The organism is Streptomyces triculaminicus, from assembly GCF_017349075.1.
In the GTDB taxonomy this organism is placed as follows: Bacteria; Actinomycetota; Actinomycetes; order Streptomycetales; family Streptomycetaceae; genus Streptomyces; species Streptomyces triculaminicus.
The window spans coordinates 291,602-310,967 of record NZ_JAFMOF010000004.1 but is presented as its reverse complement, the minus strand read 5'-3'; the positions used below and the strand labels follow the sequence as shown (position 1 = coordinate 310,967).

General features: G+C 73.8%; 4 protein-coding genes. 3 read left to right on the top strand and 1 reads right to left on the bottom strand.

Annotation, left to right across the window (positions count from 1 at the left end; translation table 11 throughout):
- The first annotated feature begins 12 nt into the window (after positions 1-12).
- The 3 genes from J1792_RS25295 to J1792_RS25285 are packed head-to-tail and all read left to right on the top strand — an operon-like array spanning position 13 to position 16,381.
- A complete protein-coding gene (locus tag J1792_RS25295) occupies positions 13-8,022 on the top strand; it encodes a non-ribosomal peptide synthetase (RefSeq protein WP_207248277.1) in 8,010 nt (2,669 codons plus the stop codon).
- Positions 8,023-8,054: 32 nt separating this feature from the next.
- On the top strand, positions 8,055-15,155 hold the full coding sequence (locus J1792_RS25290) for a non-ribosomal peptide synthetase (RefSeq protein WP_207248276.1): 7,101 nt from the start codon (positions 8,055-8,057) through the stop codon (positions 15,153-15,155).
- Positions 15,152-16,381 (top strand): MFS transporter, encoded by a 1,230-nt coding sequence (locus J1792_RS25285; RefSeq protein ID WP_086570252.1) that lies wholly within the window; start codon positions 15,152-15,154, stop codon positions 16,379-16,381. Before J1792_RS25290 ends, J1792_RS25285 begins: the two co-directional genes overlap by 4 nt.
- Before the next feature lie 18 nt (positions 16,382-16,399).
- On the opposite strand, the gene J1792_RS25280 is transcribed toward J1792_RS25285, so the two are convergent.
- Positions 16,400-19,363: an AfsR/SARP family transcriptional regulator gene (locus J1792_RS25280; protein WP_242705271.1), complete on the bottom strand. Its 2,964-nt coding sequence runs from the start codon at positions 19,361-19,363 to the stop codon at positions 16,400-16,402.
- Between the last annotated feature and the right edge of the window lie 3 nt (positions 19,364-19,366).

Here is a 19,366-nt window from a genome sequence, read left to right as displayed (position 1 = left end):
AGTGGGGAAGCCATGAAGAACACCCGGTCGGTCGTCGAGGACATCCTGCCGCTCACGCCCCTGCAGGAAGGCATGCTCTTCCACTCGCGGTACGAGCGCGACACCCACGGCCTCTACATCGCCCAGTTCACCGTCGACCTCCGCGGCCCCCTCGACGCGGCACGGCTGAAGGCGTCCGCCGACGCCGTCGTACGCCGTCACGCCAACCTCCGGGCCACGTTCACCGAACGCCGCACCGGCGAGCCGATCCAGGTCGTCCGCAGGGACGCGCCCCTGGCCTGGCAGGACATCGACCTCACCGCCCTCGCCCCCGACGCGGCCGAGGCCCGCGCGGTGGACCTCACGGACGAGGACTGGGCCCGCGGCGTCGACATCCGCCGCCCACCGCTGCTCCGCTTCACCGCGCTCGCCCTCGGCCCGGCACGCCATCGCCTCGTCGTGACGGCACATCACATCCTCCTGGACGGATGGTCGTTCGCCCTGCTCTTCCGCGAGCTGTTCACCCTCTACGGGCAGCAGGGCGAGGTCACCGCACGGCCGCTGGCCCACCCCTACCGCGACTACCTGGCCTGGCTGGGCCGGCGCGACCGGCCCGCCGCCGAGCGCGCCTGGCGGGCCGCGCTGGACGGCGTCGGCGAACCCACCCACCTCGCCCCCGCCGGACCGGCCCCGGCCCCGGCCGGCGGCACCTGCGAGGACGTCACCGTCCGCCTCACCGAGGAGGCAACGGCGGCCCTCACCGAACAGGCCCGCCGGCAGGGCCTGCTGCTCAACTCCGTCGTCCAGGGCGCCTGGGCCGTGCTCCTCGGCGGCGCCACCGGACGCGACGACGTCGTCTTCGGCTGCACCGTCGGCGGCCGCCCCGCCGACCTCCCCGGCGCCGACACCATGATCGGCATGCTCATCAACACCGTGCCGGTCCGGGCACGGCTCGACCCCCGGGCATCCCTGACCGCGCTGTGCGAACGCGTCCAGCACCAGCGCGCCGCGCTCATGGACCACGACCACCTCGGGCTCACCGACATCCAGCACCTCGCCGGATCGTCGCAGGCGCTGTTCGACACCAACATCGTCTTCGACAACTTCCCGATGAACGACTACGCGCTCGACCTGCCGGGCACCCTCGACGTGGACATCGCCTTCCGCGACACCACGCACTTCCCGCTGACCCTCGTCGTCGAACCCGGCACCCGGCTCGAACTGCGCCTGAGCCACCGCCCCGAACTGCTCGACCGCACTCGCGCCGAGGCCCTCGCCGCCCGGCTGACCCGGCTGCTCCACCAGTGGACCGCCGACCCGGAGCTCACCCTCGGCGCCCTCGACACCCTCGGCCCGGCGGAGCGCCGGCAGGTCCTCCACGACTGGAACGACACCACCCGGCCCCTCCCGCACACCACCCTCCCCGAGCTGCTCACCGCCCAGGCCGCCCGCACCCCCGACGCCCCGGCCGTCCTCTTCCGCGACGAGCATCTGACCTACCGCCGGCTGGAGGAGCGCGCCAACCGGCTCGCCCACCGCCTCGTCGCCCTCGGCATCGGCCCCGAGGACACCGTCGCCGTCGCGGTGCCGCGCTCCGCCGACCTCGTCGTCGCCCTGCACGCCGTGGTCAAGGCCGGCGCCGCCTACCTGCCCGTCGACCTCGGCCAGCCCCCGCGCCGCACCGAAGCCGTCCTCGCCGACGCGGCACCGGCCCTGCTGCTCACCACCACCGAGGCCGCCGGACACCTGCCGCCCACAGCCGTGCCCGTCCTCGCGCTCGACACCCCCGACGCCGGCCTGCCCGCGCACCCGCCGGCCACCGCGCTCACCCCCGGCCACCCGGCCTACGTCATCTTCACGTCCGGCTCCACCGGCCGCCCCAAGGGCGTCCAGGTCACCCACGCCGGCATCGTCAACCGCCTGCTGTGGATGCAGGAGGAATACGGGCTCACCGCCGAGGACCGCGTCCTGCAGAAGACGCCGTACGGATTCGACGTGTCGGTGTGGGAGTTCTTCTGGCCCCTGATCACCGGCGCCGCACTCGTCGTCGCCGAACCGGACGGCCACAAGGACCCCGCCTACCTCGCCGACCTCATCCGCCGCGAGTCCGTCACCACCGCCCACTTCGTCCCCTCGATGCTGAGCGCCTTCCTCCAGGAACCGGCCGCCCGCGCGACCGCGAGCACGCTCCGCCGGGTGATCTGCAGCGGCGAGGCACTCCCGCCCGCGACCCAGGCCGCGTTCTTCGCCACCCTCGACGGCGTGGAGCTCCACAACCTCTACGGGCCCACCGAGACCTCCGTCGACGTGACCCTGTGGCCCTGCCGCCCCGACCCCGCGGCGACCACCGTCCCCATCGGCAGCCCCGCCGCCAACACCCGCGCCTACGTGCTCGACGGCCGGCTGCGGCCCGTCGCCCCCGGCGTCGTCGGCGAGCTCTACGTCAGCGGCGTCCAGCTGGCCCGCGGCTACCTCGGCCGCCCGGCGCTGACGGCGGAACGGTTCATCGCCTGCCCCTTCGAACCCGGCGCCCGCATGTACCGCACCGGCGACCTCGTGCGCTGGACCGGCGACGGCACCCTGGAATTCCTCGGCCGCGCCGACGACCAGGTCAAGATCCGGGGATTCCGCATCGAACCCGGCGAGGTGGAGTCCGCGGCCGTCCGCTGCGCCGGAGTCGGCCGGGCCGCCGCCGTCGTCCGCGAGGACCGGGCCGGCGACCCGCGCCTGGTCGCCTACGTCGTGCCCACGCCCGGCGCCGAACCGCGGCCCGCCCGGATCCGGGAGGAACTGGCCGAGGTCCTGCCGGACCACATGGTGCCGTCCGCCGTGGTCGTCCTGGCCGACCTGCCGGTGACCGCCAACGGCAAGCTGGACCGCAAGGCCCTGCCCGCCCCCGTCCACACCACCGGACGCGGCGGGCGCAGGCCGCGCACCGGACGCGAGGAGATCCTGGCGGGCCTCTTCGCCGCCGTGCTGGGCGTGCCCGAGATCGGCGCCGAGGACGACTTCTTCGACCTGGGCGGCAACTCCCTCCTGGCCATGCGCCTCGTCGCCCAGGCCCGGACCGCCCTGGGCGTGGAGCTCGGCATCCGCGAGGTGTTCACCACGCCGACCGCCGCCGGCCTGGCGGCCGGCCTGGACCGCTTCGGCCCGGCCCGGCCGGCCCTGGCCGCGGCGGACCGCCCCGCCGTGCTGCCCTTGTCGTTCGCCCAGCGCCGGCTGTGGTTCCTGAGCCGCACGGGGCAGGGCGTCGGCTACAACTGCCCGTTCGCCCTGCGGCTGACCGGCACCCTGGACCGTACCGCGCTGCGCTCCGCGCTGGCGGACGTCATCGGCCGCCACGAGGCCCTGCGCACGGTCTTCCCCGAGATCGACGGCGAACCGTGCCAGCTGGTGCTGCCGGCGGACGCTGCCGCTGTGGAGATCGCCGTCGTGGAGACGGCCGTCGCGGAAGCCGGCGACGGCGGACCGGGCACGGCCCTGGAACGGCTCGTCGCCGCGGAGTTCGACCTCGCACAGCGGCCTCCGGTGCGGGCCGGGCTCTTCGCGCTGGGCGAGGACGAGCACGTACTGGCCCTCGTGGTGCATCACATCGCGCTCGACGGATGGTCCTGGGAGCCCCTCTTCCGCGACCTTGCGCGGGCGTACGAGGCGCGCACGCGGGGCAGCGAACCGCACTGGGAACCGCTGCCCGTGCAGTACGCGGACTACACGCTGTGGCAGCGGGAGCTGCTGGGCGAGGAGTCCGATCCGGACAGCGTCGTGTCCCAGCAGCTGGACTTCTGGCGGGAAGAGCTCGCGGGAATTCCTTCCGAGCTGGCTCTGCCGTTCGACCGGCCGCGTCCGGTCGTGGCGAGTTATACGGGTGGTTCGGTCCCGGTCGAGCTGGACACGGCGTTGCATGCCCGTCTGCTGGAGCTGGCGCGCTCGAACGGCTGTACGTTGTTCATGGTGTTGCAGGCGGGTCTGGCGGTGCTGTTGTCGCGGCTGGGGGCCGGTACGGACATTCCCCTCGGTACGCCTGTCGCGGGCCGCGCTGATGAGGCGCTGGACGACCTGGTGGGTTTCTTCGTGAACACTCTGGTCCTGCGCACGGACGTCTCGGGTGATCCGAGCTTCGTGGAGTTGTTGTCCCGTGTGCGGGACGCGGACTTGGCGGCGTACGAGCATCAGGACGTGCCGTTCGAGCGGGTGGTGGAGGCCCTCAACCCCGACCGGTCCCTGGCCCGTCACCCCCTCTTCCAGGTCATGTTCCAGCTCCAGGACCCCGCCGCGACGCTGACCCTCGCCGGTCTCGACGTGCGCGACGAGCCCCTCCGCTTCGACGCCGCACAGTTCGACATGACCGTCGACGTCCGGGAACGGTGGGACGCCGACGGCGGCCCGGCCGGGATCGGCGGCTCGCTCGAGTACGCGGTGGACCTCTTCGACCAGGAGACCGCCGAGACCCTGGCCGAGAGCCTCACCCGGGTGCTGCGGCAGCTGGCGGCCGACCCGCGGCGCCCGGTCGGCGAGGCGGAGCCCCTGTCCGGTCAGGACCGCGAGCGGATCCTGAACGACTGGAACGACACCGCGCTCGCCGCGCCCGAGGCGACCTTCCCCCGGCTGTTCGAGGACCGGGTCGCGCGGACGCCGGAGGCGACGGCGGTGGTGCACGGGGACACCGCGCTGACCTTCGGCGAACTCAACGCGCGGGCGAACCGTCTGGCCCACGCCCTGGCCGAGCGCGGTGCGGGCCCCGAAAGCCCCGTCGCCCTGGCGCTGCCCAGGTCCGAGCAGTCGATCGTGGCGCTGCTCGCCGTCCTCAAAACCGGTGCGGCGTCCGTCCCCGTCGACCTCGAGTACCCGGCCGAGCGCATCGCCCTGCTCCTCGAGGACGCCGCCCCCGCAGTCGTCGTCACCGACTCCGCCACCGCCGGAACCCTGCCGACGACGGCCGACACCCACCTGATACTGATCGACGACCCGGCGACGGCGCGACACCCGCACGAGAACCTCGGGCGCGAGGTCCTGCCCGGCGACGCCGCGTACGTCATCCACACCTCCGGTTCCACGGGCCGCCCCAAGGGCGTCGTCATCGACCACGCCGGGCTGCGCAACCTCTACGCCCACCACCACGCCGGCCTCATGGCCCGTGCCGAGGAGGCCACGGGCGGGCGGGCGCTGCGGGTGGCGCTGACGGCCTCGCTGTCCTTCGACACGTCCTGGGAGGGGCTGTTGTGGATGGCCGCCGGGCACGAGCTGCACGTCATCGGCGACGACATCCGCCGCGACGCGGGCGCGATGGCCCGGCACATCGCCGCGGCCGGCATCGAGGTCCTCGACGTCACACCGACGTACGCCGAACAGCTCCTCGAGGAGGGCCTGCTGGACGATGCCCGGCACCGCCCCCGGGTCGTCCAGCTCGGCGGCGAGGCCACGAGCCCCGCCCTGTGGCACCGGCTGAGGGAAGTGGACGGGCTCATCAGCCTCAACATCTACGGCCCGACCGAGTGCACCATCGACGCCCTGTGGTGGGACCTGGGGGCCAGCACGCATCCCCTGGTCGGCCGCCCGATCGCCAACACGCGCGCGTACGTCCTCGACGCTGCCCTGCGGCCCGTCGCACCGGGCGTGGCCGGGGAGCTCTACCTCGCCGGTACCGGTCTGGCCCGCGGTTATCTCGGTCGGCCGGGGTTGACGGCGGAGCGGTTCGTGGCGTGCCCGTTCGCCGAGGGGGAGCGGATGTACCGCACGGGTGACCTGGTGCGGTGGAACCGTGACGGTGCCCTGGAGTTCCTGGGTCGTGCGGACGAGCAGGTGAAGGTCCGTGGCTTCCGCGTAGAACCCGGTGAGATCGAGGCGGCGCTGGTCCGCCTCCCGGAGGTGGCGCAGGCCGCGGTGACGGTACGCGAGGACGGGCCCGGCGGGAAGCGGCTGGTGGCGTACGTCGTGCCGGTGGCCGGTCGTACGGTCGATGTGGCGGCCCTGCGCCGGGAACTGTCCTCGGTGCTGCCGGACCACATGGTGCCCTCGGCGTTCATGGCGCTGGAGTTTCTGCCGCTGACGCCGAACGGGAAGCTGGACCGCAAGGCGCTGCCGCGCCCCGACTACGCGGCCGGTGTGGGCTCCCGTGCGCCGCGCACGCCGCGGGAGGAGATCCTGGCGGGCCTGTTCGCCGAGGTCCTGGGCGTGTCCGACGTGGGTGCGGAGGACGGCTTCTTCGATCTGGGCGGGCACTCGCTGCTCGCGACGCGGCTCATCTCCCGCGCCCGGACGGCTCTCGGCGTCGAACTCGGCATCCGTGACCTCTTCCAGGCGCAGACACCCGCCGCCCTCGCCGAACTGGCCGGCGACGCCGAGCGCGCGCGGCCGCCGCTGGCGCCTCGGCGGCACGCGAAGAATCCGCCGCTGTCCTTCGCCCAGCACCGCCTGTGGTTCGTCCACCAGGCCGAGGACCATGCCGCCACCTACAACATGCCGTTCGCCGTCCGGCTCCACGGCACCCCGGACGTCGCCGCGCTCGCCGAGGCACTGGCCGACGTCGTCGCCCGGCACGAGACGCTGCGCACCCTGTTCCCCGACGCGGACGGCCGCCCGGCCCTGCGCGTCCTGCCCCCGGACGAGGCACGCCCCGGGCTCACGGCCGAGGACGTCACCGAGGCGGAGCTGGACCGGGCCGTCGAAGCCCTGACAGCCCACCGTTTCGACCTGGCCACCGAACCACCCCTCCGGACACGGTTGTTCCGCCTCGGCGCGGACGAGCACGTCCTGCTCCTGGTGATGCACCACATCGCCTCCGACGGCTGGTCCATGCGCCCCCTGCTGCGGGACCTGGCGCGGGCGTACGAGGCGCGCACGCGGGGGAGCGACCCGCAGTGGGAGCCGCTGCCCGTCCGCTATGTCGACTACACGCTGTGGCAGCGGGAGCTGCTGGGCGAGGAGTCCGACCCGGGCAGCGTCGTGTCCCAGCAGTTGGGCTTCTGGCGCAAGCAGCTCGCGGGAGCTCCGTCCGAGCTGGCTCTGCCGCTGGACCGGCCGCGTCCGGTGGTGGCGAGCTATGCGGGTGGTTCGGTCCCGGTCGAGCTGAGCCCTGAGCTCCATGCCCGTCTGCTGGAGCTGGCGCGGTCGAACGGCTGCACGTTGTTCATGGTGTTGCAGGCAGGCCTGGCGGTGCTGTTGTCGCGGCTGGGGGCCGGTACGGACATTCCGCTCGGCACGCCTGTCGCGGGTCGTGCCGATGAGGCGCTGGACGACCTGGTGGGGTTCTTCGTGAACACTCTGGTCCTGCGTACGGACGTTTCCGGTGACCCGAGCTTCGTGGAGCTGTTGTCCCGCGTCCGGGACGCGGACCTGGCGGCGTACGAGCATCAGGACGTGCCGTTCGAGCGGGTGGTGGAGGCGCTCAACCCAGACCGGTCACTCGCCCGTCACCCCCTCTTCCAGGTCATGCTCCAGCTCCAGAACACGCCCGCCGACGACCTGGCCCTGCCCGGTCTGACCACCACGCCCCAGCCGGTCCCCTTCGGCGTCGCCAAGTTCGATCTCACCCTCGACATGGCGGAGCGGCACGGGGCCGACGGGGCGCCGGACGGCCTGCACGGCGAGCTGACGTACGCGACCGAACTGTTCACCGCCGACACCGGGCGACGCCTGGCCGCGGACCTCGAACGGCTGCTCGGTACTCTCGCCGCCCACCCCGCCCGGCGGTTCAGCGCCCTCACCGGACTGCCGACGGCCCCGCGCCCGGCCGTCCGCACCGCCGAAGAGGCACCCGCCGCACCGCTCGGGGAACCCACCGGCGGCGGCTCGACGGAGCAGGCGCTGTGCACGCTCTTCGCCGAGGTGCTGGAGGTCGACGCCGTCGCCCCCGACGACAACTTCTTCACCCTGGGCGGCCACTCCCTCCAGGTGACCAGGCTCATCAGCCGGGTCCGGGCGGAGCTCGGCCTGGAGCTGCGCATCCGCCAGGTCTTCCAGCACCCCACCCCGGCCGGCGTCGCCGCCCGGCTGACCGCCGCACCGAAGGCGCGCCCCGCGCTGCGCCGCTCGGCCCTCTGACCCGCCGAGTGCGCGCACACCAAGGAGATCTCGTGTTCCCTGTGTCCTTCGCCCAGCGCCGGCTGTGGTTCCTCCACCGCATGGCCGAGACGGGCGCCGCCTACAACTGCCCGCTGGCGTTCCGCCTGCGCGGCCCGCTCGACCGCGCCGCCCTCGCCGCCGCGCTGGAGGACGTCGCGGACCGCCACGAACTGCTGCGGACGGTGTTCCCCGAGTCCGACGGCGAGCCGGTGCAGCGCGTCCTGGACCGGCGGCCCGGGCTGACGACCGTGGCGATCACCGAGGACCGGCTGCCCGCCGCCCTCGCCGAGGCCGCCGGACACGTCTTCGACCTGACCGTCGAACTGCCTGTCCGCGCCGAGCTGTTCGCCCTGTCGGCCGACGATCACGTGCTCTCCCTCGTCATCCACCACATAGCCTGCGACGGCTGGTCGTGGGAGCCCCTGTTCGGCGACCTCTCGCAGGCGTACGCGGCGCGGCGCACCGGCACCACTCCGCAGTGGGAGCCGCTGCCCGTCCGCTATGTCGACTACACGCTGTGGCAGCGGGAGCTGCTGGGTGAGGAGTCCGATCCGGACAGCGTCGTGTCCCAGCAGCTGGACTTCTGGCGGGAGGAGCTCGCGGGGGTTCCTTCGGAGCTGGCTCTGCCGTTCGATCGGCCGCGTCCGGTGGTGGCGAGTTATGCGGGTGGTTCGGTTCCGGTCGAGCTGAGCCCTGAGTTGCACGCCCGCCTGGCGGAGCTGGCGCGGTCGAACGGCTGCACGTTGTTCATGGTGCTGCAGGCGGGTCTTGCGGTGCTGCTGTCCCGCTTCGGGGCGGGTACGGACATTCCCCTCGGTACGCCCGTCGCGGGTCGTGCCGATGAGGCGCTGGACGACCTGGTGGGGTTCTTCGTGAACACACTGGTCCTGCGCACGGACGTCTCCGGTGACCCGAGCTTCGTGGAGCTGTTGTCCCGCGTCCGGGACGCGGACCTGGCGGCGTACGAGCATCAGGACGTGCCGTTCGAGCGGGTGGTGGAGGCGCTCAACCCCGACCGGTCCCTCGCCCGTCACCCCCTCTTCCAGGTCATGATGACGCTGGAGAACGGCTCCGGAACGGCCATGAGCCTGCCCGGCGTCTCGGCCGAGGAAGAGCCGGTCGGCTGGGACATCGCCAAGTTCGACCTGACCGTCGACTTCCAGGAGCACCAGGCGCCGGAGGGCGGGCCGGCCGGGATCAGCGGTTCGCTCGAGTACGCGGTGGACCTCTTCGATCCGGAGACCGCCCGGAGCCTGGCCGAGAGCCTCCCCCGCGTCCTGGGGCAGCTGGCGGCCGATCCCGGCCGCCCGGTCGGGGCGGCGGATCCGATGTCCGACGAGGACCGCGAGCAGGTCCTGGCGGGCTGGAACGACACTGCCCGGCCCACCCCCGAGGGGATGCTTCCCGGGCTGTTCGAGGACCGCGCCGCAAGGACGCCGGAGGCGACGGCGGTAGTCCACGGGGACACCGTGCTGACCTTCGGCGAACTCAACGCGCGGGCGAACCGTCTGGCCCGCGCCCTGGCCGAGCGTGGCGCGGGCCCCGAGACCCTGGTCGCGCTGGCGCTGCCCAGGTCCGAGCAGTCGGTGGTGGCGCTGTTCGCCGTCCTCAAGACCGGTGCGGCGTTCGTGCCCGTCGACCTGGAGTACCCGGCCGAACGTATCGCCCTGCTCCTGGAGGACGCGGCTCCCGCGCTCGTCGTCACCGACTCCGCCACCGCCGGAACCCTGCCGGCGGCGGCCGACACCCAGCGGGTGCTGGTCGACGACCCGACGACGGCGGTGCACTCGCCGGACAACCTCGGACGCGACACGCGGCCGCACAACGCCGCGTACGTCATCTACACCTCCGGTTCCACGGGCCGTCCCAAGGGCGTCGTCATCGACCACGCCGGGCTCCGCAACCTCTACGCACACCATCGCGCCGGCGTCATCGCCCGTGCCGAGGAGATCCACGGACCCCGTCCCCTACGGGTGGCGCTGACGGCCTCGCTGTCCTTCGACACGTCGTGGGAGGGGCTGTTGTGGATGGTCGCCGGACATGAGCTGCACGTCATCGGCGACGACATCCGCCGCGACGCCGGCGCGATGACGCGGCACATCGCCGCGGCCGGCATCGAGGTTCTCGACGTCACGCCGACGTACGCCGAACAGCTCGTCGAGGAGGGGATGCTGGACGACCCCCGGCACCGCCCCCGGGTGTTCCTCCTGGGCGGCGAGGCCGCCGGAGCCACCCTGTGGACGAAGGTCCGCGAAGCGGACGGCATGCTCTGCTACAACCTCTACGGCCCGACCGAGTGCTCGGTCGACGCCCTGTGGTGGGACGCCGCCCGCAGCGAACGCCCCCTGGTCGGCCTGCCCCTCGACAACACCCGCGTCTTCGTCCTGGACGCGGCGCTGCGACCGGTGCCGCCCGGCGTCGCGGGCGAGCTGTACATCGCCGGCGTGAGCCTGGCCCGCGGCTATCTCGGTCGGCCGGGGTTGACGGCGGAGCGGTTCGTGGCGTGCCCGTTCGGGGTGGGGGAGCGGATGTACCGCACCGGTGACCTGGTGCGGTGGGGTCGCGACGGTGCTCTGGAGTTCCTCGGCCGTGCGGACGAGCAGGTGAAGATCCGTGGCTTCCGCGTAGAACCCGGTGAGATCGAGGCGGCGCTGGCCCGCCTCCCGGACGTGGCGCAGGCCGCGGTGACCGTGCGCGAGGACGGGCCCGGCGGGAAGCGGCTGGTGGCCTACGTCGTGCCGGTGGCCGACCGTACGCTCGACGTGACGGCCCTGCGCCGGGAACTGTCCTCGGTACTCCCGGACCACATGGTGCCCTCGGCGTTCATGGCGCTGGAGTTTCTGCCGCTGACGCCGAACGGGAAGCTGGACCGCAAGGCGCTGCCGCGCCCCGACTACGCGGCCGGTGCGGGCTCCCGCGCGCCGCGCACGCCCCGGGAGAAGATCCTGGCGGGCCTGTTCGCCGAGGTCCTGGGCCTGCCCGAAGTCGGCGTCGACGACGGCTTCTTCGACCTCGGCGGACATTCGCTGCTCGCGACGCGACTCATCTCCCGTGCCCGGACGGCACTCGGCGTCGAACTCGGCATCCGTGACCTCTTCCAGACGCCGACCGTCGCCGGCCTGGCGGCGGGTCCGGACCGCTTCGGTCCGGCTCGGCCGGCCTTGCGGACGGTGGACCGTCCCGAGGTGCTGCCGTTGTCGTTCGCCCAGCGACGTCTGTGGTTCCTGAGCCGTTCGGGGCAGGGGTCCGGCTACAACTGCCCGTTCGCCCTGCGGCTGAGCGGGCCGTTGGACCGTGCCGCCCTCGCCGCGGCGCTGGCGGATGTCTCCGCCCGCCATGAGGCCTTGCGGACGGTGTTCCCGGAGGTCGACGGCGAGCCGTGCCAGCGGGTGCTGTCGCCGGATGCCGCCGCCGTGCGGCTGGAGACGGTGGACGCCGGGGAACGTGGGCCGGGCGAGGTTCTGGAACGGCTGGTCGCCGAGGAGTTCGATCTCGCCTCCCGGCCTCCGGTGCGGGCGACGCTTTTCACAGTGGGTGAGGACGAGCATGTGCTGGCACTGGTGGTGCACCACATCGCGCTTGACGGCTGGTCGTGGGGGCCGCTCTTCCGTGACCTGGCGGCTGCGTACGAAGATCGCCGTCGGGGCGGTGGCCCGGCTTGGGAGCCGCTGCCGGTGCAGTACGCGGACTACACGCTGTGGCAGCGGGAACTGCTGGGTGAGGAAACCGATCCGGGCAGCGTCGTCTCGCGGCAGCTGGACTTCTGGCGCAAGCAGCTCGCCGGGGTTCCTTCGGAGCTGGCTCTGCCGTTCGACCGGCCGCGTCCGGTGGTGGCGAGTTATGCGGGTGGTTCGGTTCCGGTCGAGCTGAGCCCTGAGCTCCACGCCCGCCTGGCGGAGCTCGCCCGGTCGAACGGCTGCACGCTGTTCATGGTGCTGCAAGCAGGTCTCGCGGTGCTGCTGTCCCGCTTCGGGGCGGGTACGGACATCCCCCTCGGCACGCCTGTCGCGGGTCGTGCCGATGAGGCGCTGGACGACCTGGTGGGGTTCTTCGTGAACACCCTGGTCCTGCGCACGGACGTCTCCGGTGATCCGAGTTTCCTCGAGCTGATGTCCCGTGTGCGGGATGCGGATCTGGCGGCGTACGAGCATCAGGACGTGCCGTTCGAGCGGGTGGTGGAGGCCCTCAACCCCGACCGGTCCCTCGCCCGCCACCCCCTCTTCCAGGTCATGTTCCAGCTCCAGGAGACCGCCGACGACACCCTGGCCCTCGCCGGCCTCGATGTCCGCGACGAGCCGTTCCGCTTCGACGCGGCGCAGTTCGACCTGACCGTCGACGTCCACGAGCGGCGGGACGCCGAGGGCCGGCCGGCCGGGATCGGCGGCTCGCTCGAGTACGCGACGGACCTCTTCGACCCACGGACGGCGGCCGGCATCGCGGCCGGCCTGGCGCGCGTCCTGGACGGGCTCGCCGCCGACCCGGCACGGCCGGTGAGCGCGGCGGACCCGCTGTCGCCCGAGGAGCGCGACCGGATGCTGGTGCGGTGGAACGACACCGGGCTGCCGGTGCCCCACGCGACCGTACCGGAGCTGTTCGAGGCCCAGGCGGCGCGCACTCCGCAGGCTACGGCCGTGGTGCACGGCGCCGCCGCGCTGACCTTCGGCGAGCTCAACGCCAGGGCGAACCGGCTGGCCCGCCGCATGGTGAGGGCCGGCGCGGGGCCCGAGCGCGTGGTGGCGGTGGCGCTGCCCAGGTCCGAGGAGTCGGTGGTGGCGCTGCTCGCCGTCCTCAAGTCCGGCGCCGCCTGCCTGCCCGTCGACACCGGCTACCCGGCCGAGCGCATCGCCCTTCTGCTGGAGGACGCGGCCCCCGCACTCGTCGTCACCGACGCGCCGACGCAGGACACGCTGCCGCTCGGCAACATCCCCCGGCTGCGGGCGGACGACCCCGCCACCGAGGCCGAGTCCCCGGAGGACCCCGGGCGTGAGGTCCTGCCCGGCGCCGCCGCGTACGTCATCCACACCTCCGGGTCCACCGGCCGTCCCAAGGGCGTCGTCACCGACCACGCGGCGCTGCGCAACCTCTACGCCTTCCACCGCGCAGGCATCATGGCCCGTGCCGAGGAGGCCGCCGGCGGGCGGCGGCTGCGGGTGGCCCTGACGACGTCTTTGTCCTTCGACGCCTCCTGGGACGACCTGCTGTGGATGGTCGCCGGGCATGAGCTGCACGTCATCGGTGACGACGTCCGCCGCGACGCGGGCGCCCTGGTGCGGCACATCGCCGACGCCCGTATCGACGTCGTCGACGTCACGCCCACGCATGCCGAACAACTCGTCGAGGAGGGCCTCGCGGCCCGTCCCCCCAGGGTGCTGCTGCTCGGTGGCGAGGCCGTGGGCCCCGCCCTGTGGAGCCGGCTGCGGCAGGTGGACGGCATGCTCTGCCACAACCTCTACGGTCCGACCGAGTGCACGGTCGACGCCCTGTGGTGGGACCTGGCGGACAGCACCCGCCCCCTGGTCGGCCGCCCGGTCGCCAACACGCGCGCGTACGTCCTGGACGCGGCCCTGCGGCCGGTGCCGCCCGGCGTGGCCGGGGAGCTGTACATCGCCGGCTCCGGGCTGGCCCGTGGTTATCTCGGTCGGCCGGGGTTGACGGCGGAGCGGTTCGTGGCGTGCCCGTTCGCCGCGGGGAAGCGGATGTACCGCACGGGGGATCTGGTGCGGTGGGGTCGCGACGGGGCCTTGGAGTTCCTTGGCCGTGCGGACGAGCAGGTGAAGATCCGTGGCTTCCGCGTCGAACCGGGCGAGATCGAGACCGCCCTGGTCCGCCTCCCGGACGTGGCACAGGCCGCGGTGACGGTACGCGAGGACGGTCCGGGCGGGAAGCGGCTGGCGGCGTACGTCGTGCCCGTGGCCGGCCGTACGGTCGACGTGACGGCCCTGCGCCGGGAACTGTCCTCAGTACTCCCGGACCATATGGTGCCCTCGGCGTTCATGGCGCTGGACGCGTTCCCGCTGACACCGAACGGCAAGCTGGACCAGGCCGCGCTGCCGCGCCCCCGCATCACCTCGCCCGCCGCCTCCCGTGCACCGCGCACGCCCGAGGAAGCGACGCTGGCGGCGCTGTTCGCCGAGGTCCTGGGCCTGCCCGAAGTCGGCGTCGACGACGGCTTCTTCGACCTCGGCGGGCACTCGCTGCTCGCCGCCCGGCTCATCTCCCGCGCCCGTACCGCCCTCGGCATGGAGCTCGGGATCCAGGACCTGTTCCAGGCGCCCACCCCGGCCGGGCTGGCCGCGCGACGCGCGACCGACGCCCCGCACGACTCGCTCGCACCCCTGATCCCCCTCCGGTCCGGCGGCGGGAAGCCCCCGCTGTTCTGCGTGCACCCCGGGGCCGGGATCGGCTGGGTGTACTCGGGGCTGCCCGGTCACCTCGACCCGGACCGGCCGGTGTACGCCCTCCAGGCACGGGCGTTGCGCGACCCGGCAGCCCGGCCGGCGAGCGTCGAGGCCATGGCGGAGGACTACGCCGACCTGATCCGTACGGTCCAGCCGGACGGCCCGTACCACCTCCTCGGCTGGTCGTTCGGCGCGGTCGTCGCGCACGCCATGGCGGTGCACCTGCAGAGCCGGGGAGCGGAGGTCGCCGAACTGGTCCTGCTCGACGGCTACCCCGCCGATGCCGATGCCGATGCCGAGGCCGACGCGGAGGAACGCCCGCAGGGCGACCCGCTGGCCGCACTCCTGGCGTCCCTGGGCCACGCGGTGGGCGACGACACCCCGGTCGGCGAGGCCGGGTTCCTCCGGATCGCCGGCGCCCCGGGCGGCCCGCTGGCCGGCCTCGGAACGGACGTGATCGCGGCCGTCGGCGAGGCGTTCGTCCACCACGGCACGCTCGCGGACGGCCACCGCCCCAGCCGTTTCCACGGCGACGTCACCCTCTTCACGGCGGCTCTCGACGCGGACGCCGACGCCGTCGGCCCCGAGCCGTGGCGGCCGTACGTGACGGGTCGTGTCGACCGGCACGAGATCGCCTGCGCCCACGGGGAGATGATGGCGGAGCGGCCGCTCGCGCGGATCGGCGCGGTCCTCCGGGACGGGCGGGGCCGATGAAGGGATCCCTGCGGCACCGTGACTTCCGGCTGCTGTGGGCGGGGGAGACGGTCAGCCAGGCCGGCAGCGCGGCGACGCGCGTGATGTTGCCGCTGATCGCCGTGGAGACGCTGCACGCGAGCTCGATGACCATGGGCGTGCTGAACGCCGCGGCGTGGCTGCCCTGGCTGCTGATCGGCCTGCCCGCCGGGGCCTGGGTCGACCGCATGCGCCGCCGGCCCGTGATGCTGGTGTGCAACACCGTCTCGGCGGTGCTGCTCCTCTCCGTGGGGGCGGCCGCCTGGCTGGACGCCCTCTCGGCCGGTCAACTCCTCCTGGTGGCCGTCCTGTCCGGCACCGCCGACGTCTTCTTCCGCGCGGCCTACAGCGCCTACATCCCCGCCCTGCTGCCGCGTGAGGACCTCGAGGACGGCAACTCCAAGCTCGAGGCCAGCGAATCGGCCGCCGACGTCGTCGCGCCGAGCGCGGGCGGCGCGCTCGTCCAGGCCGGGGGAGCGGTCTTCGGGTTCCTCGCGGACGGGCTGAGCTTTCTCGTGTCGGTGCTCCTGCTGACCCGGATCCGGGCGCGGGAGGCGCCGCCGGGCGGTGAGCGGCGCCGGGCCCCCGCCCTCGGCCCGGAGATCCGCGAAGGCTTCGCCTTCCTCGTCCGGGATCCCTTCCTGCGGACGATCCTGCTGTGCGACGCGGGCATGAACCTCTTCCTCGCGGGCACCCAGGCCCTCGCGGTCGTGTTCCTGAGCCGCACGGTCGGCGTCGGCGGAGGCACCATCGGCGTGCTGATCGCCCTCGTGGGCCTCGGCGGTGTGCTGGGCGCCGTCGTCTCGCCCTGGCTGGCCCGCAGGGTCGGCACCGCCCGGGCCGTGATGCTGTGCGCCTTCTGCGGCGGCCCGTTCGGGCTGCTGATCCCGCTCACCACCGACGGCGCGGGGCTGGCGGCGTTCCTCGTCGGGGACTTCTGCCTCACCGCGAGCATCGTCGCCGGAAACGTGATCATCGTCAGCTTCCGGCAGGCGTACTGCCCGCCCGGGATGCTCGGCAGGATCAGTTCCGGCATCCGCTTCGTCATGTACGGAACGATTCCCGTCGGCAGCCTCCTGGGCGGCGCCCTGGCCACCGTCCTCGGCGACCGGGGCGCCCTGTGGGCGCTCTACACGGGCAATGCCCTGTGCGCCCTGTTCCTCCTCCAGGGACCGGTCCGTCAGCGCAGGGAGCTGCCGGTGGGCTGAGCGCGCGGGGCGGACGCGTCACGCGTGCCCCGTCGCCTCCGCGGCCCCGCGCAGTGCCCGGTACAGCTCCTCGGCCGCCGCCAGGTGTGTGCCGGCCTCCGTGTCCTCGCCCGTCGCCCGCAGGGCGTTGCCGAGGGCCTGGTGGCTGCGGGCCGTCAGCAGCGCTTCCCCGGTCAGCCGGGCGCCGGCCAGGGCGTCCCGTGCCGTATCGACGGCGGCACCGGTCTCCCCGGCCGCCAGGAGCGCCTCGGAGAGCCGGAACAGGGCTTCCGTCTCGTTGTGGGCGTGACCGCTGGACCGGGCGCGTTCCAGCACCCGGCGGTAGAGCGGGGCCGCCTGGGCGTGGGCGCCGGCGCGCAGCAGGCTGTCCGCCTCGGTCAGCATCATCCTGATGAGCCACTTCTCGTCCTCGGACCGGGTGAAGACCGCCATCAGCTCCCGGCACTGCGCTCCGATCTCGGCCAGGTCCATGCGCCGGTCGGGGTCCTCGGCCTCGACCTGGAGCACGATGGTGCGCCGCCGGGCGACCAGCTGCCGGTCGCCACTGGCCGCCGCCACGGCCACCGACCGCTCCGCGCAGTCGCGGGCCGAGGCGAAGTTCCCGAACTGGCGCTCCAGCTGGGCCAGCATCGCCAGGGTGAACAGCACCAGCAGGAAGGGCCGGTGGCGGTCGCCCGCCGGGGGAGTGTCGCCGAAGATCTCCAGGACCTTCAGCAGGTGCGCGCGCGAGCGGCGCAGGGACTCGGGGGACGAGTGCTTCTGGAGCATCACCCCGGCCGCGTAGTGGGCGGTGCCCGCCATCTCGCCGTCGCAGTGCTCCAGGGCGGCGGGGACCAGCGCGGTGGCGGCCTGCGCGAGCGTTCCCAGCGGCACCATGTACTCGAAGCAGGGCACGAGGGTGAGGATGTCCACGGCCAGCGCCACCGCGTCGGGATCTCCGCTGGCCGCCGCCTGTTCGACCACGGCGGTCAGGGTGGGCAGCGCGTCCCGCACCCACTCCGTGGCGTCGCGCGCGGTGCGCAGGTCCGCGCCCGCCGACCGCCGCGGGTGGATCTCCGCGGTCAGCGGCCCGGCCAGGGGCTGGGTGGCCCGGACCGCGGCGACGACGCTCGCGCACATGTAGTCGGCCGCGCGGCGGACCACCTCGCGGCGTTCGGGCTCGGTGAACTCCTTCTGGGCCTTCGCCCGCGCGTACGCGCCGACCAGGTCGTGGAAGTGGTAGCGGCCCGGTGCGCGGGTCTCCAGGAGCACGGCGTCGACCAGTGCCTCCAGGACCGTCTCGGCGTCCTTCTCCGGCAGGTCGAGAACGGCCGCCGCGCCCGTGACGTGGAACTCACTGCAGTGCGGGATGGACAGCGCCATGAACGCACGGGCCTGCACGGGGGGCAGCTGGGACGTCGAGAGTTCGAAGACCGCCTCGAGCGTCAGCTCTCCCACCCGGAGCTCTCCGAGCAGCCGGGCCTGGTCCGACACGCGTGCCAGCAGGGTGTCGACGCTCCACGCGGGCCGGGCCGCCAGGCGGGAGCCGGCCGCGCGCAGCGCCAGCGGCAGATACCCGCAGGTCGCCGCCAGCGCGGCGACGGCCTCCGGCTCCTCCGCCGACCGCCGCGCCCCGGCGACCTTGCCGATCAGTTCGACGGCGTCGTCGGGGCCCAGCCCCTCGAGGGGCAGGGTGAGCGTGGCGGGCATCGCGGCCAGGGTCCGGGCGGTGATCAGCGCGGCGCACCGGGCGGCGCCCGGCAGCAGCGGTTCGACCTGCGCCACGCTGGTGGCGTTGTCGAGGACGACCAGGACGGCGTGCTGCGAGAGCAGGGTGCGGAAGAGGGCCGAGCGGTCGGCGAGCGACACCGGGAAGCGCTCGTTGGGGACGCCCAGCGCGGTCAGGAAGCCCGCCAGGATCGCGGCCGGGTCGCTCGGCGTCCCGTCGGGGCCGCGCAGATTCGCGTACAGCTGCCCGTCCGGGTAGGTGCCGGCGACGGCGTGCGCCGTGCGCAGGGCCAGGGTGGTCTTGCCGACCCCGCCCATCCCGGTGATGACCGCGACGGCGTGCTCGGCGCCGCCGGTGAGCGCGGAGACCAGCGCCGAGAGCTGTTCCCGGCGGCCCGTGAAGTCGCTGGGCACGGCCGGAAGCTGAGCGGGCCGGCCGTCCGGGGCCGGCCGTATGCGGCCGGCCCGCGGCGGCCGCCCCCCGGCCGTCGCGGTGGGGGGTACGAGGAGCGTCCGGTCCTCCGCCAGGATGGCGGCGTGCAGCTCCCGCAGGGCGGGGCCCGGGTCGACGCCCAGTTCCTCGGTGAGGACCCGGCGGGCGTTGTCGTAGGCCAGCAGCGCCTCGGCGGTCCGCCCGGACCGGTAGAGCGCCAGCATCAGCGCGCCGTGCAACCGCTCGCGGTAGGGGTATTCCTCCAGGGCGCCCAGGATGTCCGGCACCAGCTCCGGGCCGCGCCCGCACTCCAGCAGCAGCCCCAGGCGGTGCTCCACGGCGGAGGCGCGCTCCTCGGTCAGCGCGCGACGCCGGTCCTCGGCGCCGGGTCCGGGCAGGCCCGCCAGAGCGGGCCCCCGCCACATCCCGAGCGCGTCCTCCAGGCAGGCCACGGCGGACAGCGGGTCGCCGTCCCGGGCCCGTTGCCTGGCCTGTGCGGTGAGCAGGCCGAACCGCAGCGCGTCGACGTGGTCCTTGGGGAACCGCAGGACGTATCCGTCGTCCGTGGTCTCGATGACCGAGGACGGGCGCCCGCCGCCGTCCGACTCCACCCGGTCGATGTGCGTCCGCAGCCGGTGCACGTAGTTCACGACCACGCGCCGCGCGGAGGACGGCGGACGGTCGTGGTACAGGCCGTCGATCAGCTCGTCGATCGTCACCAGCCTTTCCGTGCGCAGCGCGAGGGCCGCCAGCACGGCCTGCGGCCCCGGTGCTCCCGGGCGGGTGGCCGTCCCCTGTGCCGAGACGAACTGGACGGGCCCGAGCAATCGGATGCGAGTCACCTC